The organism is Acidovorax sp. LjRoot117 (assembly GCF_964252695.1).
GTDB lineage: Bacteria > Pseudomonadota > Gammaproteobacteria > Burkholderiales > Burkholderiaceae_C > Acidovorax.
The window spans coordinates 73,050-94,298 of the sequence record NZ_CAXUPO020000014.1 but is presented as its reverse complement, the minus strand read 5'-3'; the positions used below and the strand labels follow the sequence as shown (position 1 = coordinate 94,298).

General features: G+C 68.3%; 21 protein-coding genes and 1 pseudogene. 21 read left to right on the top strand and 1 reads right to left on the bottom strand.

Annotated features, from left to right (window positions below):
* The first annotated feature begins 5 nt into the window (after positions 1 to 5).
* From ACSQ3D_RS24540 to ACSQ3D_RS24515, 6 genes are all read left to right on the top strand, one after another.
* The gene (locus tag ACSQ3D_RS24540) at positions 6 to 722 is read left to right on the top strand and encodes a flagellar basal body L-ring protein FlgH (RefSeq protein ID WP_396505020.1); all 717 of its coding nucleotides are present in this window, start codon (positions 6 to 8) and stop codon (positions 720 to 722) included.
* Between the two features lie 432 nt (positions 723 to 1,154).
* Positions 1,155 to 2,297, top strand: coding sequence for a flagellar basal body P-ring protein FlgI (locus ACSQ3D_RS24535; RefSeq protein WP_056420103.1), 1,143 nt, complete (start codon positions 1,155 to 1,157; stop codon positions 2,295 to 2,297).
* 142 nt (positions 2,298 to 2,439) lie between these two features.
* Positions 2,440 to 3,360, top strand: a complete 921-nt coding sequence (flgJ, locus tag ACSQ3D_RS24530; protein ID WP_396504997.1) for a flagellar assembly peptidoglycan hydrolase FlgJ — start codon at positions 2,440 to 2,442, stop codon at positions 3,358 to 3,360.
* A gap of 16 nt (positions 3,361 to 3,376) precedes the next feature.
* Positions 3,377 to 5,353, top strand: a complete 1,977-nt coding sequence (flgK, locus tag ACSQ3D_RS24525) for a flagellar hook-associated protein FlgK (RefSeq protein WP_056420108.1) — start codon at positions 3,377 to 3,379, stop codon at positions 5,351 to 5,353.
* A 31-nt stretch (positions 5,354 to 5,384) separates the two neighbouring features.
* A complete protein-coding gene (gene flgL, locus ACSQ3D_RS24520; RefSeq protein ID WP_056420110.1) occupies positions 5,385 to 6,638 on the top strand; it encodes a flagellar hook-associated protein FlgL in 1,254 nt (417 codons plus the stop codon).
* Positions 6,639 to 6,709: 71 nt separating this feature from the next.
* Entirely contained in the window at positions 6,710 to 7,936 is a 1,227-nt protein-coding gene (locus tag ACSQ3D_RS24515; RefSeq protein ID WP_436128594.1) for an HDOD domain-containing protein, read from the top strand.
* A gap of 189 nt (positions 7,937 to 8,125) precedes the next feature.
* Here the strand turns inward: ACSQ3D_RS24515 and ACSQ3D_RS24510 are convergent, their stop codons facing one another.
* Positions 8,126 to 9,613 carry a PLP-dependent aminotransferase family protein gene (locus ACSQ3D_RS24510; RefSeq protein ID WP_056420115.1) on the bottom strand — a complete coding sequence of 496 codons (1,488 nt, stop codon included), beginning with the start codon at positions 9,611 to 9,613 and terminating at the stop codon, positions 8,126 to 8,128.
* A 192-nt stretch (positions 9,614 to 9,805) separates the two neighbouring features.
* Between ACSQ3D_RS24510 and ACSQ3D_RS24505 the strand changes: the two genes are divergently transcribed.
* The 15 genes and pseudogenes from ACSQ3D_RS24505 to ACSQ3D_RS24435 all read left to right on the top strand — a co-directional run bounded on the left by ACSQ3D_RS24505 (position 9,806) and on the right by ACSQ3D_RS24435 (position 21,239).
* Entirely contained in the window at positions 9,806 to 10,420 is a 615-nt protein-coding gene (locus tag ACSQ3D_RS24505) for a LysE family translocator (RefSeq protein WP_056420118.1), read from the top strand.
* The gene (locus ACSQ3D_RS24500; RefSeq protein WP_436128593.1) at positions 10,417 to 11,331 is read left to right on the top strand and encodes a DMT family transporter; all 915 of its coding nucleotides are present in this window, start codon (positions 10,417 to 10,419) and stop codon (positions 11,329 to 11,331) included. The genes ACSQ3D_RS24505 and ACSQ3D_RS24500 overlap by 4 nt, the downstream gene beginning before the upstream one ends.
* A 60-nt stretch (positions 11,332 to 11,391) precedes the next feature.
* Entirely contained in the window at positions 11,392 to 11,721 is a 330-nt protein-coding gene (locus ACSQ3D_RS24495) for a DHCW motif cupin fold protein (RefSeq protein WP_056420580.1), read from the top strand.
* A 66-nt stretch (positions 11,722 to 11,787) separates the two neighbouring features.
* Entirely contained in the window at positions 11,788 to 13,008 is a 1,221-nt protein-coding gene (locus ACSQ3D_RS24490; RefSeq protein WP_436128592.1) for a PLP-dependent aminotransferase family protein, read from the top strand.
* A gap of 3 nt (positions 13,009 to 13,011) precedes the next feature.
* On the top strand, positions 13,012 to 13,641 hold the full coding sequence (locus ACSQ3D_RS24485) for a glutathione S-transferase (protein WP_436128591.1): 630 nt from the start codon (positions 13,012 to 13,014) through the stop codon (positions 13,639 to 13,641).
* A gap of 11 nt (positions 13,642 to 13,652) precedes the next feature.
* Complete coding sequence (locus ACSQ3D_RS24480; protein WP_056420128.1) at positions 13,653 to 14,516, top strand: PhzF family phenazine biosynthesis protein; 864 nt, start codon at positions 13,653 to 13,655, stop codon at positions 14,514 to 14,516.
* 169 nt (positions 14,517 to 14,685) lie between these two features.
* Positions 14,686 to 15,561 (top strand): PhzF family phenazine biosynthesis protein, encoded by an 876-nt coding sequence (locus tag ACSQ3D_RS24475; protein WP_436128590.1) that lies wholly within the window; start codon positions 14,686 to 14,688, stop codon positions 15,559 to 15,561.
* On the top strand, positions 15,558 to 16,289 hold the full coding sequence (locus ACSQ3D_RS24470; protein WP_436128589.1) for a VOC family protein: 732 nt from the start codon (positions 15,558 to 15,560) through the stop codon (positions 16,287 to 16,289). The genes ACSQ3D_RS24475 and ACSQ3D_RS24470 overlap by 4 nt, the downstream gene beginning before the upstream one ends.
* Positions 16,290 to 16,294: 5 nt before the next feature.
* The gene (locus ACSQ3D_RS24465) at positions 16,295 to 16,936 is read left to right on the top strand and encodes a LysE family translocator (protein WP_436128588.1); all 642 of its coding nucleotides are present in this window, start codon (positions 16,295 to 16,297) and stop codon (positions 16,934 to 16,936) included.
* Positions 16,933 to 17,919, top strand: coding sequence for a threonine dehydratase (locus ACSQ3D_RS24460; RefSeq protein ID WP_056420133.1), 987 nt, complete (start codon positions 16,933 to 16,935; stop codon positions 17,917 to 17,919). The genes ACSQ3D_RS24465 and ACSQ3D_RS24460 overlap by 4 nt, the downstream gene beginning before the upstream one ends.
* A gap of 99 nt (positions 17,920 to 18,018) precedes the next feature.
* Positions 18,019 to 18,561: a type VI secretion system amidase effector protein Tae4 gene (locus ACSQ3D_RS24455; RefSeq protein ID WP_436128587.1), complete on the top strand. Its 543-nt coding sequence runs from the start codon at positions 18,019 to 18,021 to the stop codon at positions 18,559 to 18,561.
* Positions 18,561 to 19,136, top strand: coding sequence for a hypothetical protein (locus ACSQ3D_RS24450; RefSeq protein WP_436128586.1), 576 nt, complete (start codon positions 18,561 to 18,563; stop codon positions 19,134 to 19,136). The genes ACSQ3D_RS24455 and ACSQ3D_RS24450 overlap by 1 nt, the downstream gene beginning before the upstream one ends.
* 134 nt (positions 19,137 to 19,270) lie before the next feature.
* Positions 19,271 to 19,942, top strand: a complete 672-nt coding sequence (locus ACSQ3D_RS24445) for a histidine phosphatase family protein (RefSeq protein ID WP_436128585.1) — start codon at positions 19,271 to 19,273, stop codon at positions 19,940 to 19,942.
* A gap of 83 nt (positions 19,943 to 20,025) precedes the next feature.
* Positions 20,026 to 20,454: pseudogene (locus ACSQ3D_RS24440) on the top strand (retropepsin-like aspartic protease); the annotation flags it as partial.
* A gap of 236 nt (positions 20,455 to 20,690) precedes the next feature.
* Positions 20,691 to 21,239, top strand: coding sequence for a hypothetical protein (locus ACSQ3D_RS24435; protein WP_436128613.1), 549 nt, complete (start codon positions 20,691 to 20,693; stop codon positions 21,237 to 21,239).
* The last annotated feature ends 10 nt before the right edge of the window (positions 21,240 to 21,249 follow it).

The window sequence follows — 21,249 nt, the reverse complement described above, 5'->3', positions numbered from 1 at the left end:
TGAAGATGAAGATGACGACAGGAGCCTTTGCCATGCTGCAGTTCAACCGCCTTCTCGCCCTGCCCGCCGCCCTCGGTGCGCTGGTGCTCACCGGCTGCGCCACCATGTCGCCGCCCCCGCCTGTGGACATCCTGCCCACCACGCCGCCGCCCATCGCCGCAGTGCAGCGCACACCAGCGCCGGTGACCGGCAGCCTGTTCCACAACGCCAGCTACCGGCCTGCGTTCGAAGACCGCCGCGCGCGCCTGGTGGGCGACAACGTGACGATCATGATCGTGGAGAACGTGACGGCCAGCCAGAAGTCGTCGTCCACGGTGGACCGCACCTCCGAAGCCAAGGCCGGCATCACCAACCTGCCCTTCGTGAAGAAGTCGCTCAGCGACGTGACCACGCTGGGCGCGGGCTCGGAGAACACCTTCTCCGGAAAGGGCGGCACGGAAAGCGCCAACACCTTCACCGGCTCGATCACCGCCACCGTGGTGGACGTGCTGCCCAACGGCCACCTGGTCGTGACGGGCGAAAAGCAGATCGGCGTGAACCAGAACGTGGATGTGCTGCGCTTCTCCGGCACCATCGATCCGCGCGCCCTGCAGCCCGGCAGCATCGTGAACTCGACCCAGGTGGCCAACGTGCGCGTCGAGTCGCGCGGCCGCGGGGCGCAGAACGAAGCCCAGGCCATGGGGTGGATGAACCGGATCTTCAATACCATCACGCCGTTCTAGAGTTTCACCCCCTGAGGCGCTGCGCGCCTTCCCCCTCTCTCTACGCGCTGCGCGCTCCGGGAGGGGGACGCCGCCAGCGCGGCGGGGCGGCCCTTGCGCGGCGGCCCTCGCCTGGGGCGCGCCAGTTTTTACGAGCGTTGTTTCTGGACGCGCCCGGGCTCCAATACCGGGGGCATGGAGACTTCGTACGTCTGGGCGCTGTAGCGCTCCCACTCCATCATTGCTACACAATTCATAGCTACTGGCGCTTATCCATCAAGCGGCAGAGGCTATTTTTATTCATATCCACCTCCCTCGTGCGGCACCGGCGCCTGCCTGGATTTCCGCGCGCCGCTGGCCGTTCCCCACCCATCCGGGAACGCACGCAATAAGCCGGTGAACCTGCTTCTTTTTGGGTTTTAGTTCCTGGCGGGGCCGACCACAATCGATGCCATGAAAGCCTTGTCCCATTCCCTCCTGCCACGCTCTGCGCGCGCGCTGTGGCTGCTGCTGGCCTTTGTGGCTGCTGGTGTGGCGCTGCCCGCCCATGCGCTGCGCATCAAGGAAGTGGCCGCGGTGCAAGGCGTGCGCAGCAACCAGTTGACGGGCTACGGCCTGATCGTGGGCCTGGACGGCACCGGCGACCAGACCACGCAGATGCCCTACACCACGCAGGCGATGTCGAACTACCTGCAGCAGATGGGCATCAGTCTGCCGCCCGGCTCGGCCAATCAACTGCAGCTCAAGAACGTGGCGGCGGTGATCGTCACGGCGCAGCTGCCCGCGTTTGCGCAGCCCGGGCAGATGATCGACATCAACGTGTCTTCCATGGGCAACGCCAAGTCGCTCAAGGGCGGCACGCTGATCGTCACGCCCCTGCGCGGTGCCGACGGCGAGATCTACGCGCTGGCCCAGGGCAACGTGGTCGTCGGTGGCGCAGGCGCCTCCGCCGGCGGCAGCAAGGTCCAGATCAACCACCTGAGCGCCGGCCGCGTGCCGCAGGGCGCGCAGGTCGAGCGGGCGGTGCCCACGCCGCTGAACGAGGGTGCCACCATCAACCTGGGGCTCAACGCCTCCGACTTCCAGGTGGCCCGCCGCGTGGCGCAGGCCATCAACACCAAGCTGGGCAACGGCCTGGCCACGGCGCTGGACGGCCGCACGGTGCAGGTGCGCGCCCCCATCGACCCGGGCGCCCGCGTCGGCTTCATCGCCGACCTCGAAGAGCTGCAGCTCGAAGCCATGACACCGGCCGCCAAGGTGGTCATCAATGCCCGCACCGGCTCCGTGGTGCTCAACCAGGCGGTCACCCTGGGCCCCTGCGCCATCGCGCACGGCAACCTGTCGATCACCATCAGCTCCACGCCCGTCATCAGCCAGCCCAACCCGCTCTCGCAAGGGCAGACCGTGGTGGCGCAGCAAAGCGACATCCGCATCAACCAGGAGCCGGGCAACATCATCCAGATGCCCCCGTCGCCCCAGTTGGCAGACGTGGTCAAGGCGCTGAACACGCTGGGCGCCACGCCCGGCGACCTGCTGGCCATCCTGCAGGCCATCAAGGCCGCCGGCGCCCTGAACGCCGAACTGGAAGTCATATGACCCCCCCTGAGCCGCTTCGCGTCTTCCCCCCAGGGGGACACCGCCAGCAGCCTGGCAAAGCCAGTTCTGCGGCGGTCGCTGGCCTGGGCCGTGCCTGTGCGACGCGCAACGGGCAAGAGACACCGCGCCAAGGAGCTTGACCATGGCCATGACCCTGCCCTCCTCCGGTAGCACCACCAGCACGTCGAACGCGCTGGCGGTGGACATCCGCTCGCTGAACTCGCTCAAATACGACGCGGGCACGGCCAACAACGCGCAGACCACGCGCGAGGTGGCCAAGCAGTTCGAATCGCTGTTCATGCGCGAGCTGATCAAGAGCATGCGCGACGCGACGATGAAGTCCGGCCTGATGGAAGGCGAGCAGGCCAACCTCGGCCAGGACATGCTGGACCAGCAGCTGTCGGTGAACATGGCCGGCATGCAGGGCGGCCTGTCCGAAGCCATCGCGCGCCAGCTGTCGCGCCAGATGGGCGGGGCCGACACCACCTTCTCCGTGCCGTCCACGCTGAGCCTGCAGCGCTCCCTGCCCGGCGCGGGCGCGGCTTCGGGCAGCGCGCCCGCAGAGGCCACCATGCAGGCGCCCAAGGGCCGCGAAGGCTTCGTGCAGCACCTCTCGGGCACGGCGGAGCGCGTGGCCCAGGACAGCGGCATACCGGCGAGCTTCATGCTCGGCCAGGCCGGCCATGAAACCGGCTGGGGCAAGAGCGAGATCCGCCACAAGGACGGCTCCAACTCGTTCAACCTGTTCGGCATCAAGGCCGGCAAGGGCTGGACGGGCAAGGTCGCCGAGATCACGACCACCGAATTCATCAACGGCAAGCCCCAGAAGGTGACGGCCAAGTTCCGCGCCTACGACTCGTACGAGGATTCGTTCCGCGACTACGCACGACTGATCAACGACAACCCCCGCTACGAAAAGGCCCAGGCCACGGCCAAGACCGGCTCGGCCGTGGCCTACGCCGCCGAGCTGCAAAAGGCCGGGTACGCGACGGACCCGGACTACGCCAAGAAGCTCAGCGGCGCCATCAACAGCGCGCTGCGCACTCAACGTGCCCAGGCATGAGAACGCGAGGTAAGCCATGAGCCTGCTCAACGTCGGCGCCCGCGCACTGCTGGCCAACCAGGTCGCCCTGCAGACCGCAGGCCACAACATCGCCAACGTCAACACGCCCGGCTATTCGCGCCAGACCGTGGTGCTGCAGACGGTGCAGGGCCAGTTCACCGGTGGCGGCTACATCGGCCAGGGCGTGGACGTGCAGACCATCCTGCGCAACCAGAGCGAGCTGCTCACGCGCCAGTCGGCCACGGCCGGCTCGGTGCAATCGGCCGACATCGTGCGCGCCGAGCGCCTGCGCCAGCTGCAGGAGGTCTTCAGCGGCGGCACCGCCGGCCTGGGCGCGGCCATCAACGACATGATGAACGCGTTCTCCGACGTGGTGAGCGCCCCCACCGACATCACCGCCCGCACGGTGGTCCTCACCCGCATGGACGAGACCGCCGCACGCATGCGCTCGGCCGCCGACCGGCTCAACGAGATTCAGTACACAGTCAGCGAGCAGCTGGGCAGCAGCGTCACCGCGGTGAACAGCCTGGCCAAGCAAATGGCCAGCATCAACGAGCAGATCGCCCGCGCCAAGGGCAACGGCCAGACACCCAACGACCTGCTGGACCAGCGCGACCAGGTCATCCGCGACATCAACCAGTACATCCAGACCACGCAGATCCCGGCCGACGACGGCACCGTGGGCCTGTTCGTGGCCGGCAGCCAGCCGCTGGTGCTGGGCACCACCGCCACCAGCCTCTCGGTGGACGACGCCACCGCCTTCCCGGGCAGCGGTCAGATCAAGCTGTTCTTCAACCGCCCCGGCTCGCCCGCCATCGAGATGGACGAGAACGTGCTGGGCGGCGGCTCCATGTCGGGCCTGCTGCGCTTCAACAACACCGACCTGGCGGAAGGCCGCAACCTGCTGGGCCGCATGGCGATGGCCATCGGCACGACGATGAACGACCAGCACAACCTGGGCCTCACGCTCGACGGCGCGCTGGGCAAGGACCTTTTCTCGCTGCCCGCCAGCATGCCCGGCCACACCAACGGCGCGGGCGTGGGCACCGTCTCCTTCACCGGCCCCACGCAGTTCGCCGCATCGGACTACGAGATCCGCTTCACCACCGGCACCGCTGGCCAGGTGGTGCGTCTGTCGGACGGCAAGTCCACCGCATTCACCAGCGCCGCCAACCTGGCCACGCTGCAGATCGACGGGCTCAACTTCAACCTGACCACGCCGGGCAACCCGGGCGAGCGCATGCTGTTCAAGCCGTTCAGCACGGCCGCCAGCAACATCCAGGCGCTGGTGTATTCGCCGCGCGACCTGGCCGTGGCCAACCCGGTCAACGCCGCCATGGGCACGTCCAACGGCGGCACCATGCAGCTGGCGGGCCTCAAGGCCACCGGTCTGCCCAACCCGCCCGGGCTGGTGCTGCCGCCCAACGCCAACCCTGCAGCCGTGCCCCCCATCCTGGGCGGCATCCAGCTGCAGTTCACCGCCGGCCCGCCCACCACGTACGACGTGCTCAACCGCGGCACCGCGCCGCCCACCACCGTGGCCACCGCGCAGCCCTACACCCCGGGCGCACCCATCAGCATCAACGGCTGGGAGATCAAGCTGCAGGGCACGCCCAACACGGGCGACACGGTGGTCATCGGCAATGCGTCGGACCCGCAGTACGGCGACACCTTCACCCGCAACTCGGGCAACGCCAGCGCGCTGATGGGCCTGCGCGACGTGAAGATGTTCGACGAATCCACACTCTCCGACGGCTACGCCGGCGCCATCGCGCAGGTGGGCACCCGCACGCAGAGCTCGCTGTTCGCGGCGGAGCTGTCCACCACCATCGCCTCCAACCTGGAGCGCGACCGCACTGCGATCTCGGGCGTGAACCTGGACGAAGAGGCCGCCCGCCTGATCCAGTACCAGCAGGCCTACCAGGCATCGTCCAAAATGATCCAGATCGCGCAGAACATCTTCGACTCGCTGATCCAGGGCCTGGGCCGCTGATGCCCGCACCGCACAGAGCTAGGAGCCTCCCATGAGCAGCAGCATCTACCGCATTGGCACCGCCAACATGTACGACAACGCCCTGCGCAACCTGGGCACGCGGCAGACCAACCTGTCCAACCTGCAGGAGAACCTCACCTCCGGCAAACGCGTGGTGCGCGCGAGCGACGACCCCGTGTCGGCCGCGCAGGCCGAACGCGCCATCAACCGCCTGGCCCGCATCCAGACCGAGCAGCGCGCGCTGGAAACCCAGCGCAACGCCGTCGCGCAGGCCGAGTCCGCGCTGGGCGATGCGGTCGACCTGGTGCAGAACTTCCGCGAACTGGTGGTGAACGCCGGCAGCGCCGCCCTGACCCCGAACGACCGCGCCACCATCGCCAACCAGCTGCAGGGACTGCGCGAGCAGCTGGTGGAGGTGGCCAACCGCAAGGACACCAACGGCATCCCGCTGCTCGGCGCACTGGGCAGCGCGCTGGCGCCGTTCCTCGGACCCCTGAGCAGCTCGCCCGACTACAACTTCAACGGCCTGCCCGGCCAGGCTGCCAGCTCCGGCGTGACCATCCCCGGCACACTCGACGGCGAAGCCGCCTTCATGTTCGACCCGCAGCGCGACGGCGTGTACACGGCCGGCGTGAGCACCATCCCGAGCAGCCGCTTCCTCAACACCACGGCCATCAAGCCCGTGGACGCGAGCCTGGTGACGGGCGACAACTACTCGATCGCCTTCAGCGCGGTCGGGCCCGGCGCCACGGCCGGCACCACCACGGCCACCTACACCATCACCAACACCACCACGGGTGCCGTGTCGGCCCCGGTGACGGTGCCCGATTTCCCGTCGGACAAGCCCATGAACGTCACGGTCGCCGGCATCCCCGGGTTGACCTTCGACATCAAGGGCACGCCGGCCAACGGCGACACCATCACGCTGCAGCCCAGCCCCAGCATGTTCAGCACCATGGACGCCGCGATCCGCGACATCCGCAACGCGCCGGACAGCAATGCGGCGGCGCAGGCCGTGGGCCAGGCGCTGGGCAACATGGACATCGGCCTCGAACGCATCCACAACATGCGCGGCTATGCGGGCGAGCTGCTCAACCGCGCGGACCGCATCACCGGCGACCAGGAGAAACGCTCCGTGCAGCTCGAAGGCGACCGGTCGCGGGCGGAGGATCTCGATATGATCCAGGGGATCTCGGACTTCCAGAACCAGCAGGTGGGCTACGAGGCCGCCCTCAAGTCCTACGCGCAGGTTCAGAAACTGTCCCTGTTCAACTTCATCAGCTAACGCGGGTCTGCCCACGGCTCACTGCGCCCCCAGCCGGGGAACGGACCCCACGAGACAACGCCTGAGAGCACATGGTCCAATCTGTCCTTGGCAGCCTGATTCTGGGCTACCGCCCCCTGTGGAGCCGGGCCCGCAAGCTCGCGGGCATCCAGCTCTATGCCCACAACGATGCATCGGTGGTGGTCGACGCCGCGCATTTGCTGCGCACGCTGCAGGAGCTGTGGTCCGCCAGCTCCCCGCCTATCCTGCTGTCGCCCCAGAACCGCCAGTTGCTGTGCGACATGCTCGAACACGCGCCGCGCGGCGCTCCGTGGATCGAGGTGCGCGGCGAATGGCTCGCCGACTCGGCCATCTACACCCGCGTGAAGGCAGCGCACCAGCGCGGCCTGCGGCTGGTGTGGCGCGGCGAGCTGGGCAAGCTGCCCGAGCCCGATGTGGCCCAGTGCTTTGACAACAGCCTGCTGAGCCTGCGGCCCGAAGACGCGGTGGCAGCCCTGAAGCCACCCGCCCCCGGCCGCCCCGGCGCCGCGGGCGCGCGCTCCGGCCCGCCCATCCTGGCCGGGCAGATGTACGAAGGCATCGCCAGCCGCGCGCTGATGGAGCGCTGCCTGGACGAGCACAACGCCATGGCGCTGGCCGGCTGGCCCGCCGAAGACGTGCTCTACAGCCTGCGCCACCACCCGCAGCAGCCGTCGCACGCAGTGATCTTCAAGCTCATGAAGGCCATCGACGCGGAGCAGTCGCTCGAGACCTTCGAAGCCATCATGGGCGAGGACCCGCTGCTGGCCTACCGCTTCATGGTCTACACCAACTCGGCCGCGCTCGGCCTGCGCACGGGCATCGACTCGCTGCGCCGGGGTCTGGTGATGATGGGCTACGGCTCCATCAAGCGCTGGCTGTCCGACCAGCTGCCGCACGCCAGCACCGACCCCAACATGAACCCGGTGCGCGAATCCATGGTGATGCGCGCCGAGCTCACCGCCCACCTGCTGGACGCCGGCATCGAGAACGACCTGCGCCGCGAGATCTATCTGTGCGGCCTGCTGTCGCAGATCGACGACCTGATGGGCGAGCCGCTGGGCACCATCCTGCGCCGCCTGCCGCTGTCCGAACGCATCTACGACGCCACCGTGCTGCACACCGGGCCGTACGCCTCCGGCCTGCAGATGGCCTGCGCGCTGGAGACGGACGACGCGAGCGCCATCCGCCAGCTGTGCGAGACCTATGAGATGGACCTGGAAGAAGTCAACCGCGCGCTGCTGCGGGTGCTGGCAGACCTGGAAGTCGAGAGGAAATAACTTTCCCCTCTGCGCCGCTTCGCGCCATCCCCCGAAGGTGACGCCACCGGTGCTCGGCAAAGCCGCATTCTCGGTGGTACTGGCCGTGGCAGCGCCCATGCACACGCAGGCTGGGTTCCGGGTTTCGGGTTCCGGCTCCATATCTCGTTGGTGGTGCGATGGGGCCTCGCGCCAGCCCTCTCTACCGGCTCAGCGCCCCTGCTCATCGCGCACGCGCGCAAACGTCTTCCAGAAAGCCGCCTCCTGCGTGGTCGCAAAATTGATGCGCATGAGCGTGCTCGGCTTGCGCTCGGCATGGAACAGCGCGCCGGGCGCCAGCAGGTAGCCCTCGTCCAGCATGCGCTGCGCGAGCGCATCGGTGTCCACGCCGGTCTCCACCCAGCCGAACAGCCCCACGGGCTCGGCAGCGAAGGTGCAGCCTGCGCCGAGCGCCAGCTTCACGCTGCGTGCACGGGCGGCGTCCAGGCGGGTGCGGATGCGCTCGGCGTGGCGGCGCAGCTGGCCTTGTTCGATGCACAGCGCCAGGGCTTTTTCCAACAGCGCGGGCGTGGTCAGCGTGGCCAGCAGCTTGGTGTCCAGCAGTTGCTCGATGAGTGACGACGGCGCGGCCAGAAAGCCGATGCGCCAGTTGGGCGCGAGGATCTTGGCGAAGCCGCTCACGTAGATGGTGCGCTGCAGGCCGTCGAGCGCGGTGAGGCGCGTGGCGTGCTCGGGTGCGATGTGGCTGTAGGTGTCGTCCTCGACGATGTGGAAGTTGTGCTGGTTGGCCAGCTGCAGGATGCGGTGCGCGCTGCCCGGCGACAGGCAGTAGCCGGTAGGGTTGTGGAACACGCTCACGCTCACATACAGCTTGGGCTGGTGCACCTCGCAGTACCGGGCCATGACCTCCAGGTCGGGCCCGTCGGCGCGGCGCGGCACGGGCAGGATGTGCATGCCCAGGGCCGCCAGCCGCGCAAACTCCACGGCCCAGCCGGGCTCCTCCACCATCACCGGGTCGCCCGGACGCAGCAGCGTGCGGCTCACGATGTCGAGCGCGTGCGTGGCGCCCACGGTGGTGATGATGTTCTCGGGCGCGGCATGCACGTTCAGCGTGGCGAGCTTCTTGGACAGCACCCTGCGCAGCCCCGTGTCGCCCAGCGGCTCGCCGTACTGCAGCGAAAAGTCGTTCAGCGCGCGGGTGCTGGTCACCTTGCGCACGGCCGCGGGCATGAAGGTCGATTCGAGCCAGTCGGGCGGGAACACGCCCATGCCGGGCTGGGGCTTGTCGCTGATCTTGTGGAACATGCCGCGGATCAGCGCCGTGGCATTGACCGGCGGCGCCCCGCGCGCAGCGCCGCGCCCGGCGCTGCGGGCCGCAAACCAGTGGGCGGTGCTCCAGTTGCCCATGCCGCGCTCGGCCTCGGGGGTGTCGGCCTCGTCCTCGGGCGCGCGCTCGGCCAGGCCCGTGGCCATTTCGCGCACGAAGAACCCGCGGTTCTTGCGCGCCTCCACCAGGCCCTGCGCGAGCAGTTGGTCGTACGCCGCGACCACGGTCGACGGGCTCACGCCGTGCTGCTGCGCACACTGCCGCACCGACGGCAGGCGCGCGCCCGGTGCCAGCAGCCGGTTGCGGATGCGTTCGCCAAAGCGCGCCGACAGCTGCTCGGTCAGCGACTGGGTAGTGGTTTTCATCAGCATGGCGGGGTCCTTGCGGTGTGCATGCGCAGTTCCTGCGGTGGGCTTGCAGGGCGCTTGTGTACTGTTATCGCGGCCAATACAGATTGCGAACTGCGTTGCTGAACTGTATTGGTTGTGTACTGACGCACAAGATTACATTGAAGCCTGATCGTTGACAAGTTTCCCCACCCGGAACACCGCCCCTCCCGCACCATGAGCGCCCCCGAACTGACTGCCCTGCTGCTGTTCTGCACCGCGATGAGCTTCTCGCCGGGGCCCAACACCACGCTGTCTACGGCCCTCGCGGCCAACCTGGGCCTGCGGCGCGCGCTGCGCTTTTGCTTTGCGGTGCCCACGGGATGGACGCTGCTCATGCTGGCCAGCGGCCTGGGCCTGGGTGCACTGATCACCGGCGTGCCCGCCCTGCGCTGGGGCGTGACGCTGCTGGGCGTGGCCTACATGCTGTGGCTCGCCTACAAGCTCAGCCGTGCCGGCCAACTGGCCGAAGTGGACAGTGCCCGCCTGAACGTGACCTTCTGGCAGGGCGTGGGCCTGCAGTTCGTGAACATCAAGGCCTGGATGCTGGCGCTCACGCTCAGCGCGGGCTGGGTGGTCAACGCGGCCGGGCAGCCGGCCGCCAACCCGGGCGAGCGCCTGGCGATCATCTGCGTGGTGATGATGCTGTTCGCCTTCGCCAGCAATTTCGTGTACGCCCTGGTCGGCTCGCTGCTGCGCCAGTGGCTGGCCCAGGGCACCCGCCTGCTCTGGTTCAACCGCGCCCTGGCCCTGGTGCTGGTGATCACCGCCGTGTGGATGCTCACCCTATGAACCACGCCCAGGAACGCGAAGCATTGGTCTGGGGCCTGGTGGGCGTGACTTTGTTCGCGGCCACGCTGCCGATGACGCGCCTGGCCGTGGGCCCGGTGGACGCACCGCAGCTGTCGCCATGGTTCGTCACCTTCGGCCGTGCTGCGGTGGCGGGGCTGCTGTCCGTGGCGTATCTCGCGTGGCAACGCGGCCGGGGGCAACTGAAGGTGCCGCGGCGCGCAGAGTGGCCGCTGCTGGGCGTGACCGCGTTCGGCGTGATCGTCGGGTTCCCGCTGTTCCTGGCGCTGGCGCTGCGCCACGTGCCCAGCACGCACGGCGCGGTGGTCACGGCGCTGCTGCCCTTGTCCACGGCGGTGCTGGGCGCGCTGTGGTACCGCCAGCGGCCCTCGGCGGGCTTCTGGGTGTGCGCGGTGGTGGGCAGCGGCCTGGTGCTGGGCTTCATGGCCTGGCGTGCGGGCGGCTTCTACCTGGGCGCGGCCAACATCTACCTCATCATCGCGATGACCACGGGCGCCTTCGGCTACATCGGCGGTGCGCGCCTCACGCCCAACCTGGGCGCCGAGCAGGTGATCTGCTGGGTGCTGGCCTTGAGCCTGCCGCTCACGCTGCCGGTGGCCTGGTGGTTCGCACCCGCCGTGCCTGGCGCGGTCAGCACAATGGCCTGGACGGGGTTCGCCTACGTGGCGCTGTTCTCGATGTGGATCGGCTTCTTTGCCTGGTACCGCGCGCTGGCGCTGGGCGCCGTGCGGGTCAGCCAGATCCAGCTGGTGCAGCCCTTTTTGAGCCTGCTGTTCGCCGTGCCGCTGCTGGGCGAGCGGCTGGACCTGATGACCGCCTGCTTCGCACTGGCCGTGATCGCCACCGTTTTTGTGGGCAAGAAGATGCCCGTCCACCAGGGAGCCGCCGCATGACCGCCAGCACCCCCTGTGCGCCGCGATCCAGGCCGCGGCGCGTTTGAAGGAGTCCAGAAGATGCAGATGCACAACATCCCGTTCGCCACCACCGACTGGTCGGCCCTGCCCCGCGAGGAAAAGAGCGCGCAGGCCGGCCAGGCGTTCTGGCGCACCCAGCAGCTCGGCGACCTGCGCGTGCGCATGGTCGAGTACACGCCGGGCTATGTGTCGGACCACTGGTGCGTGAAGGGCCACGTGCTGCTGTGCCTGAGCGGAGAATTGCACACCGAGCTGGAAGACGGCCGCACCTTCACGCTGACCCCCGGCATGAGCTACCAGGTGGCGGACAATGCGGAACCACACCGTTCCACCGCGCCGAACGGGGCCACGCTGTTCATCGTGGACTGACTGATTTTTTGAAGACGACCTAGCAACCTGGGCGGCCGCTGCGAGGCTGCCCGAAGGAGAACAACAGTGAAACTGAACGACCTTCCCACCACCGGCACCTGGACCCTGGCGCGCCGCGCCGAGCGCATGAACCCTTCGGTCATCCGCGAGATCCTCAAGGTCACCGAGAAGCCCGGCATCATCAGCCTGGCGGGCGGCCTGCCCTCGCCCAAGACCTTCCCGGTCTCGGCCTTTGCCGAAGCCTCGGCCGCCGTGCTGGCCAACGACGGCCCCGCCGCGCTGCAGTACGCCGCCAGCGAAGGTTATGCCCCGCTGCGCCAGGCCATCGCCGACTTCCTGCCCTGGGACGTGGATGCCGACCAGGTGCTGATCACCACCGGCTCGCAGCAGGCGCTGGATTTGATCGCCAAGGTGCTCATCGACGAAGGCAGCCGCGTGCTGGTCGAAACACCCACCTACCTGGGCGCCCTGCAGGCCTTCACGCCCATGGAGCCCACCGTGGTGTCCGTGGCCAGCGACGATGAAGGCGTGCTGGTCGACGACCTCAAGGCCAAGGTGGGCGCCGGTGCCGACAAGGCCCGCTTCCTGTATGTGCTGCCCAACTTCCAGAACCCCACCGGCCGCACCATGAGCGATGCGCGCCGCGCCGAACTGGTGAAGGCCGCGGCCGAGCTGAACCTGCCCCTGGTCGAAGACAACCCCTACGGCGACCTGTGGTTCGACAACCCGCCGCCCGCACCGCTCACGGCCCGCAACCCCGATGGCTGCATCTACATGGGCTCGTTCTCCAAGGTGCTGGCCCCCGGCCTGCGCCTGGGCTTCGTCGTGGCCCCCAAGGCGGTGTACCCCAAGCTGCTGCAGGCCAAGCAGGCAGCCGACCTGCACACCCCCGGCTACAACCAGCGCCTGGTGGCCGAGGTGATGAAGGGCAACTTCCTGGACCGCCACGTGCCCACCATCCGCGCGCTGTACAAGCAGCAGTGCGAAGCCATGCTGGCTGCGCTGACGAAGGAGATGCAGGGCCTGGACGTGCACTGGAACCGCCCGGACGGCGGCATGTTCCTGTGGGTGCGCCTGCCCCACAGCATGAGCGCGGTGGAGTTGCTGCCCAAGGCTGTGGAGCGCAACGTGGCCTTCGTGCCCGGCGCTGCCTTCTATGCCGACAACGCCGACCAGCGCACGCTGCGCCTGTCGTTCGTGACCTCCAGCGTGGAGCAGATCGCCACCGGCATCGCGGCGCTGGCAGGTGCGATCAAAGACCAGCTGGCGGCGCAGGCCAAGGGCTGACACATGCTGCGGCTCTGGGGACGCATGTCGTCCATCAACGTGCGCAAGGTGGTGTGGGCCGTGCAGGAGCTGGCCCTGCCGTCGGTGCAGCGCACCGATGCGGGCGGACAGTTCGGCATCGTGCGCGAGCCCCGCTATCTGGCCTTGAACCCGAACGGCCTGGTGCCGCTGGTCGAGGACGAGGACACGGGCGCGGTGCTGTGGGAGTCCAACACCATCGTGCGCTACCTGTGCGCCCGGCATTCGCTGGGCAACCTGTACCCCGAAGACCTGCCCGCGCGCTTCGTGGCCGAGCAGTGGATGGACTGGCAGCAGACCACGCTGAACCCCGCCGGGCGCGATGCCTTCCTGCAGTGGGTGCGCACACCCGCCGCGCAGCGCAATGACGCGCTCATTGCCGCATCGGTGGCCGTGACCGAGCCGCTCATGGCGATGCTGGACGCCCACCTGGCGCGCCAGCCCTTCATGGCCGGCGATCGCTTCACCATGGCCGACATCCCCGTGGGCTGCGAGATCCATCGCTGGTGGGGCCTGCCGCAGGAGCGTCCTGCGCGGCCGCACCTGGAGCGCTGGTACCAGGCTGTGAGCAGCCGCACCGGCGCCCTCGGCGTTCTCGACCAACCCCTGTCCTGAGCGCACACCCCATGCACCAGCGTCCTTTCAAGCAGATCGACGTGTTCAGCGACCAGCCCGGCTATGGCAACCCCGTCGCGGTGGTGCTGGATGCGCTGGACCTGAGCGACAGCGACATGCGCCGCTTCGCCGCCTGGACCAACCTGTCGGAGACGACCTTCCTGCTGCCCCCCACCGAGGCGGGGCGTGCGGCGGGCGCGGACTACCGGGTGCGCATCTTCAGCCCCAATGGCGAACTGCCGTTTGCCGGCCACCCCACGCTGGGCACCTGCCACGCCTGGCTGCAGGCCGGCCACGCACCGCGCGTGGCAGGCATGGTGATGCAGGAATCGGCACTGGGCCTGGTGCGCGTGGAGCACAGCGGCAGCACGCTGGCCTTTGCCGCGCCGCCCTTGACGCGCAGCGCGCCCAGCCCGGCACTGGTGCCGCTGGTTGCCAGCGCCCTGGGCGTGCGCCCGCAGCAGATCCGCGGCGCGCAGATGCTGGACAACGGCCCGGTGTGGCTGGGCCTGCTGCTCGACAGCGCCCAGACGGTGCTCGGCCTCACACCCGACCATGCGCGCCTCAAGGACCTGGGCCAGGACGTGGGCGTGATCCACGTCGGCCCGCAGGCCAGCGACACGCGCCAGCCCGGCGCCGTGGTGCGCGCCTTTGCCGCGCCCATGGGCAACCCGGAGGACCCGGTCACCGGCACGCTGAACGCCAGCCTGGCGGAGTGGCTGATCGCGGACGGCCTGGCACCGCGAAGCTACCTCGTGGCCCAGGGCGAATGCCTGGGGCGCGCCGGGCGCGTGAACATTCGACAGGACGATGCCGGGCAGATCTGGGTCGGCGGCCAGGCCGTCACCTGCATCGAAGGGACCGTGCTGCTGTGAATTCACTGTCCATCGCCCCGCTCCCCAGCGGTTGATCCACCCGGCCCCAAGGGCCGACCGAACCCACAGCAGCAACGCCGCGAGAGTGCCGGTCGCGCCCCCGGCGTTTCCGTCCTCTGCCCCTCTTCCATTTTTTTCATCACCCATCGACACCAGGACTTTGAGCACCATGCACCAGCGCCCTTTCAAGCAAGTCGACGTCTTCACCGACCAGCCCTACCGCGGCAACCCCCTGGCCGTGGTGCTCGATGGCACCGGCCTGACCACCGAGGCCATGCAGGAGTTCACCAACTGGACCAACCTGTCGGAAGCCACCTTTTTGCTGCCGCCCACGCCCGAAGGCCGGGCGGCCGGTGCGGACTACCGCGTGCGCATCTTCTGCCCGGGGCGCGAGCTGCCGTTTGCCGGCCACCCCACGCTGGGCAGTTGCCACGCCTGGCTGCAGGCCGGCGGCCAGCCGCAGGTGGCGGGCACCGTGGTGCAGGAATGCGGCGTGGGCCTGGTCACGCTGCGGCAGGACGGCGAGCGCCTGGCGTTCGCAGCGCCTGCGCTCATCAAGAGCGGCCCGCTGGCGGAAGACGACGTGGCCCTGATCGCCCGAGGCCTGGGCGTGGCGCGAAGCGACATCCTGCACCACGCCTGGTGCGACAACGGCCCCAACTGGCGCGGCGTGATGCTGCGCAGCAGCGAGCAGGTGCTGGCGCTCAAGCCGGATGCGAGCATCCTGGGCAAGCTCGATGTGGGCGTGGTCGGCCCGCGCGGCAAGGTGGGTGTGATCGGCAGCACCGACGCCGAGGGCATCGCCTTCGAAGTGCGCGCGTTCTTCCCCGGCAACAACGGCCTGGCCGAAGACCCGGTGACCGGCAGCCTCAACGCCGCGCTGGCCCAGTGGCTCATCGGCGCGGGCCTGGCCCCCGCGCAGTACGTGGCCAGCCAGGGCACGTGCCTGGCCCGCGCGGGGCGCGTGTTCGTGGAGCAGGACGGCGACACCATCTGGGTCGGCGGCAGCTCGGTCACCTGCGTGTCGGGCGAGGTGCTGCTGTGACCGCCCCCGCAGGCACGGCACCGGGCACCACCCCGGCCGCGTGCGTGGACCACCTGGTCGTGCTGGCCGCGGACCTGGCGTCGGGCGTGGCCTGGTGCGAACGCACGCTGGGCATCACCCCCACGGCGGGTGGCGAGCACCCGCTGATGGGCACGCACAACCGCATCCTCAATGTCTCCAGCCCGGCGCACCCGCGCGCCTACCTGGAGGTGATTGCTATCAATCCAGGAGCTGCCAGCGCAAGACCGGAAAGCGCCAGGCGGTGGTTCGACATGGACGATGCCACGCTGCAGCAGCAGGTGGCCGAACACGGGCCGCAACTCATCCACTGGGTGGCCGCGATGCCTGACGTCGAGGACCGGTGCGCCGCCCTGGCCGCGCAGGACCTGGACCGCGGCGAGATCATCGCCGCCAGCCGCCCCACCGCACACGGCCTGCTGCAGTGGCAGATCACCGTGCGCGAAGACGGCCTGCGCCTGATGGACGGCTGCCTGCCCACGCTCATCCAGTGGGGCCCCGTGCACCCGTGCGAGAGCCTGCCCGCCAGCGGCGTGCAGTTGCAATCGCTGGCGCTGCAGCACCCGCAGGCGGCCACGCTGCAGGCGGCGTGCGACGCGATCGGCGTGGCAGCGCAGGTAGCGATCGCCGCAGGTGGCGCCCCCCGCCTCACGGCGCAACTGGCCACGCCACGCGGACCGGTCGCCGTATCGTCATTCACACCGGAGTAACCACGATGCTCTTTTCTGCACAGGAACTGCTGATCTTTGCACTGGCCGCGCTGGTGCTGGTGCTCACGCCCGGGCCCAACATGGTCTATTGCGTCTCGCGCAGCCTCACGCAGGGGCCGCGTGCAGGGCTGGTCTCGCTGGGCGGTGTGGTGCTGGGTTTTCTGGTGCACCTGCTGGCGGCAGCACTGGGCCTGACCGCGCTGCTGGCCGCCGTGCCGCTGGCCTTCGACGCCATCCGCTACGCCGGCGCCGCCTACCTGCTGTGGATGGCCTGGCAGGCCGTCAAGCCCGGCGGCGCCGCGCCCTTCGAGGCCCGCAACCTGCCGCACGACGGCCCCCGCACGCTGTTCCTCATGGGCTTCATGACCAACCTCTTGAACCCCAAGGTCGCCATGTTCTACCTGTCGTTCTTCCCGCAGTTTTTGCACCCCGAGCGCGGGCAGCTGCTGCTGCAGAGCCTGACGCTCGGCAGCGTGCAGATCGCCACCAGCGCGGTCGTCAACGCACTGCTCATCCTGTGCGCCGCGCGCGTGGCCGTGTTCCTCAATCGCAACGCCGCGTGGATGCGGGCACAGCGCTACTTCATGGGCACGGTGCTCGGCCTGCTCGCACTCCGACTCCTCACCGAAAAGAAAGCCGCCGCATGAACGCCCGCCTCGACCCCGCCACCGCGCTGCTGCCCACCCTGGCCGACATCGAAGCCGCCGCACAGGTGGTGTACCGCGACTTCCCGCCCACGCCGCAGTACCGCTGGGGCCTGTTGAGTGAACGCCTGGGCACCGACTGCTGGCTCAAGCACGAGAACCACACACCCGTCGGCGCCTTCAAGATCCGCGGCGGCCTCACCTACTTCGACCAGCTCGCACAGCGTGGTGCCATGCCCCGCGAAGTGATCAGCGCCACGCGCGGCAACCACGGCCAGAGCATGGGCTGGGCCGCGCGCAGCCATGGCGTGGCCTGCACCATCGTCGTGCCACAGGGCAACTCGGTCGAGAAGAACGCCGCCATGCGCGCCCTGGGCGTCACGCTCATCGAGCACGGCGCGGATTTTCAGGAAGCGCGCGAATTCGCGATCCAGCTGGCCGCCGAGCGCGGCGCACACATGGTGCCCAGCTTCCACCCCGACCTGCTGCGCGGCGTGAGCACCTACTGGTGGGAATTCCTGCGCGCCGTGCCGCAGATGGACGTGGCCTACGTGCCCATCGGCCAGGGCTCGGGTGCCTGCTCGGCCATTGCCGCCAAGCTGGCGCTGGGCCACGGCGTGCGCGTGGTGGGCGTGGTCAGCAGCCACGCCACCACCTACGCCGACTCGCTGGCCGCCGGCCGCGTGGTCGAGGCGCCCGTGACCACGCACCTGGCCGACGGCATGGCCTGCCGCGTGGCCGACGCCGAGGCCTTGTCCATCATCGCGCCGCACATCGACCACATCGTGCAGGTGAGCGACGCCGAGGTGGCCGCAGCCATGCGCGCGATCTTTACCGACACCCATAACGTGGCGGAAGGCGCTGGTGCTGCAGCCCTGGCGGCGGCGCTGCAGGAGCGCGGTGCATTGACGGGGAAGGTCGTGGGGCTGGCGTTGACGGGGGGCAATGTGGATGCGCCCATGTTCGGGGAAGTTCTTCGCCATTAAAAAGCGCTGAATGCCTGCAATTGGGGAGCTCATTTCAGTGGGTCGGTGCTGCAATTCCTGGACACAGCACCGCGACCTTTCACTGAGCACTTCCCAGCTATGTCAGACCCCAAGACATCCAGAGCCAACCCCCTCACCCCCGTCTCATTCGATGCGCTTTGGAGCCACTATCCCAGCAAGGATCCCTGCGTCAACCCCACGACCCGAACCAAGGCCTACGATAACCAATGCGCTATTCGCGTTGGCATGGCCCTTGAAAGATCAGGTGTCAATTTTGCGACCTTCAAAGGCCCACGCTGCCAATTCGGGCCCAGAGCCAACGGGATGGTCTTGAGGGCTCAGGAGTTGGCAAACTGGCTGAAAACAAGGCCTTTCCCAGGCTGCCCGGAGCCTCTGCAGTTCTCGGGAAAAGGGTTTCAAAAGAACCTTGCAGCCAGGAAAGGCATCGTCTTCTTTCAGGACTATTGGCTTCGCGCAGGTGAGAGACAACCTACCGGCGACCATATCGACCTGTGGAACATGGACCGATTGACGCCATCCTGGCAAACCTTCACCCGTTTCACCATCGGCATTGCCCGCATACCTTCTGTCTACTCAGACCTGGAGAATTCCAGGTCAGTCGTTTTTTGGCCTTTTGCCTGATGCGCGTCTCCGTTCGCAGCCTCGCCCGGCTCCTCATTGCCGCGGCCATTGCCAGCCTGGTCAGCGGCTACTTCATCCTGAGTGCTTTTCGCTCCGGCGACTGCGACGGCGGCTGCAATACGATGCAATTGCTGGCTTTCATTGGATGTCTCTTTGTGGCCTTCATCCTGACCGGTTGCGGACTGATGACCCGCGGCGACGGCCCTCGCCGCCTGCAGACTTCCGCAATGGTGTGGATGGCGTGCGTGCTTGTCATTCCAAGCGCCGCCATCTTCCTGTGGAAACAGACACAGCCCACGCCCCTGCAAGCCAACCAGGACCTGAGCTTCGTGATCGTCGCGGAGCACGCTGTGCCCGCGCTTGGCGTGTCAGCAGGCCAACGATGCATCTTCTCAGACATCCGCTGCGACCTGAGCCCACCCCGACTGCGGGCTTTCTGTGGCAGCGGCGAACTCAACATTGCGGCGTCCGACTGGCCGGCATTCAAGCGATTGCCATTGGAGGACTTCGGCGTCCCGCCATCGGATGCCATCAATGCTTTTCCAGCATCCTGTGCAAGACGCTTTTCTCGATAACCAGCAACGGGATGGCTGGTGTTGAGATGCCGGTAGCCCACCGAATATGCGCAAGACGCCAAACAGCCATCGCACCGACAGCCTTGTCGCTTAGGTAACAAACCACTGCTGTCATCCTGGCCACAATCCGCCGCATGGGAACCCTCTACCTCGTGCGCCATGGCCAGGCCTCGTTTGGCGCCGATGACTACGACCAGTTGAGCCCGCGCGGGCGCGAGCAGGCGGTGCGCCTGGGCGAGTACTGGCGTGCGCGCGGCCTGGTGTTCGACGCCGTCATCACCGGCACGCTGCGCCGCCACACGCAGACGCTGGAGGGCATTGCCGAAGGCCTGCAGACCGCACCCGAGGCGCTGCAGCTGCCGGCCCTCAATGAGTACGACAGCCATGCGCTCATCGCCGCCATCCACCCCCAGCCCCTGGGCCCCGCCGATACGCCCGAGAAGTACCGACAGCACTTTCGCATCCTGTGCGACGCGCTGGCGCAGTGGATGGCCGGTGTCATCAGCCCGCAGGGCATGCCCAGCTGGAACGAGTTCTCGGCGGGCATCCGCGCCACGCTGGACCATGTGCGCCACCACCATACGGGCCAGAACGTGCTGATCGTGAGCAGCGGCGGGCCCATTTCTGCTGCGGTGGGCGAGGTGCTGGGCACGGCGCCGGAAGTGACCATTGCGCTCAACATGCGCATCCGCAACAGCGCAGTGACGGAGTTCTCGATCGCGCCCAAGCGGCTGATGATGCAGACGTTCAACACCCTGCCGCATTTGAATGAAGGCCCGCACCTGGACTGGATCACGCACGCCTGAGCATTGCGCTGACTTGCAATAAATTTCTGTAAAACAATAATTTTTTACTGTTTAATAGCAACTCTCAAACAACGGGAGTTGCCATGCGCCGTCGCGAAGTCCTGGGCCGTGCCCTGGCGGTGTCTTCTTTTCCGCTGGCGGGCTTGAACGGCTGCGGCGGATCGCTGGGCCTGGGCGCAGAGGCGGAGGTGGTGCCGCCGCCCGGCCCCTTCACCGTGCCCCTGGAGCGCCGACAAACCCATGTGTCGCTGGCCGTGCGCGTCAACGGGCAGCCCCTGCGGTTCTTGCTCGACACGGGCGCGGACCACAACGTGCTCACGCCCCGCACCGCACAGCTGCTGGGCTTGCCCCTGTCCACCGAGCGGGTGCCCAGCTCGGGCGCCGAAGCCTCCGACGAGCCCGTTCCCTGGACTGTGGTGGATGACCTTGCCGTGGGAGACGCGCTGCACCTCAAGCGCGAGATCGCGTTCGTGGTGCCCATGCCGGTCGAATTCGACTACGACGGCATCCTGGGCGCCACGTTCTGGCGCGCTTTCGCGGTACGCCTGGACTACGGCGGAGCGCAGGTCACGCTGGCAGCACCCGGCCGTCTTGCCCCATCGCCCGCGGCCGCGGGGCTCCCGCTGCGGGTGCTGCCGGGCGGCAAGATGCTGGTGCAGGCCACCGCAGCCGGGCATGCAGGCTGGTTCTCGGTCGACACAGGCGATGCCGGGGCCGTGACGCTGTTCCGCCCGGTGGTGGAGCGGCTGTGCCTGCGCGCCGCGCTGCAGCCCTCGGTGCGCATGCTCACCGGCGTGAGCGTGGGCGGCACCACCTGCGCGGATGTGGCGCGCCTTCCACGTTCGACATCGGGCCCTGGCAACTGTCGCGCGTGCCGGTGCACCTGTCTTTGGCCACGGGCGGGCTGTTCGGCAGCGATGCCTGGATGGGCAACCTGGGTGGAGAGCTGTGGCGGCGCTTCGCCGTCACCATCGATGCGGCGGGCGGTGCGCTGTATCTGGAGCCGCAGGCCGCACTGGCCGAACCCTTTGCCGGACCCCGCAGCGGCCTGGTGGCACGGTGGACGGGCGAGCGGTTCGATGTGCTGGACGTGGTGGGCGGCAGCCCGGCCGAGCAAGCGGGCGTGCGCCGGGGCGAATCACTGCTGGCCGTGCAGGGGCGTGAACTCGCAGCCACCAATGCGATCTGGCTGCGCACCCAGCTGGCGGGCGAGCCGGGCACGTCCGTCGTGCTGCGCCTGCGCGGTGCCAGCGGACAGGAGCGGGTGGTGACGATGGTGCTGCGGGAGTTGGTCTAGAAGTAGACAG

Coding starts and splice junctions, on each gene's coding strand:
- ACSQ3D_RS24540 (WP_396505020.1), top strand. CDS start 6: ATGAAGATGACGACAGGAGCCTTTGCCATGCTGCAGTTCAACCGCCTT.
- ACSQ3D_RS24535 (WP_056420103.1), top strand. CDS start 1,155: ATGAAAGCCTTGTCCCATTCCCTCCTGCCACGCTCTGCGCGCGCGCTG.
- flgJ (WP_396504997.1), top strand. CDS start 2,440: ATGGCCATGACCCTGCCCTCCTCCGGTAGCACCACCAGCACGTCGAAC.
- flgK (WP_056420108.1), top strand. CDS start 3,377: ATGAGCCTGCTCAACGTCGGCGCCCGCGCACTGCTGGCCAACCAGGTC.
- flgL (WP_056420110.1), top strand. CDS start 5,385: ATGAGCAGCAGCATCTACCGCATTGGCACCGCCAACATGTACGACAAC.
- ACSQ3D_RS24515 (WP_436128594.1), top strand. CDS start 6,710: ATGGTCCAATCTGTCCTTGGCAGCCTGATTCTGGGCTACCGCCCCCTG.
- ACSQ3D_RS24510 (WP_056420115.1), bottom strand. CDS start 9,613: ATGCTGATGAAAACCACTACCCAGTCGCTGACCGAGCAGCTGTCGGCG.
- ACSQ3D_RS24505 (WP_056420118.1), top strand. CDS start 9,806: ATGAGCGCCCCCGAACTGACTGCCCTGCTGCTGTTCTGCACCGCGATG.
- ACSQ3D_RS24500 (WP_436128593.1), top strand. CDS start 10,417: ATGAACCACGCCCAGGAACGCGAAGCATTGGTCTGGGGCCTGGTGGGC.
- ACSQ3D_RS24495 (WP_056420580.1), top strand. CDS start 11,392: ATGCAGATGCACAACATCCCGTTCGCCACCACCGACTGGTCGGCCCTG.
- ACSQ3D_RS24485 (WP_436128591.1), top strand. CDS start 13,012: ATGCTGCGGCTCTGGGGACGCATGTCGTCCATCAACGTGCGCAAGGTG.
- ACSQ3D_RS24480 (WP_056420128.1), top strand. CDS start 13,653: ATGCACCAGCGTCCTTTCAAGCAGATCGACGTGTTCAGCGACCAGCCC.
- ACSQ3D_RS24475 (WP_436128590.1), top strand. CDS start 14,686: ATGCACCAGCGCCCTTTCAAGCAAGTCGACGTCTTCACCGACCAGCCC.
- ACSQ3D_RS24465 (WP_436128588.1), top strand. CDS start 16,295: ATGCTCTTTTCTGCACAGGAACTGCTGATCTTTGCACTGGCCGCGCTG.
- ACSQ3D_RS24460 (WP_056420133.1), top strand. CDS start 16,933: ATGAACGCCCGCCTCGACCCCGCCACCGCGCTGCTGCCCACCCTGGCC.
- ACSQ3D_RS24455 (WP_436128587.1), top strand. CDS start 18,019: ATGTCAGACCCCAAGACATCCAGAGCCAACCCCCTCACCCCCGTCTCA.
- ACSQ3D_RS24450 (WP_436128586.1), top strand. CDS start 18,561: ATGCGCGTCTCCGTTCGCAGCCTCGCCCGGCTCCTCATTGCCGCGGCC.
- ACSQ3D_RS24445 (WP_436128585.1), top strand. CDS start 19,271: ATGGGAACCCTCTACCTCGTGCGCCATGGCCAGGCCTCGTTTGGCGCC.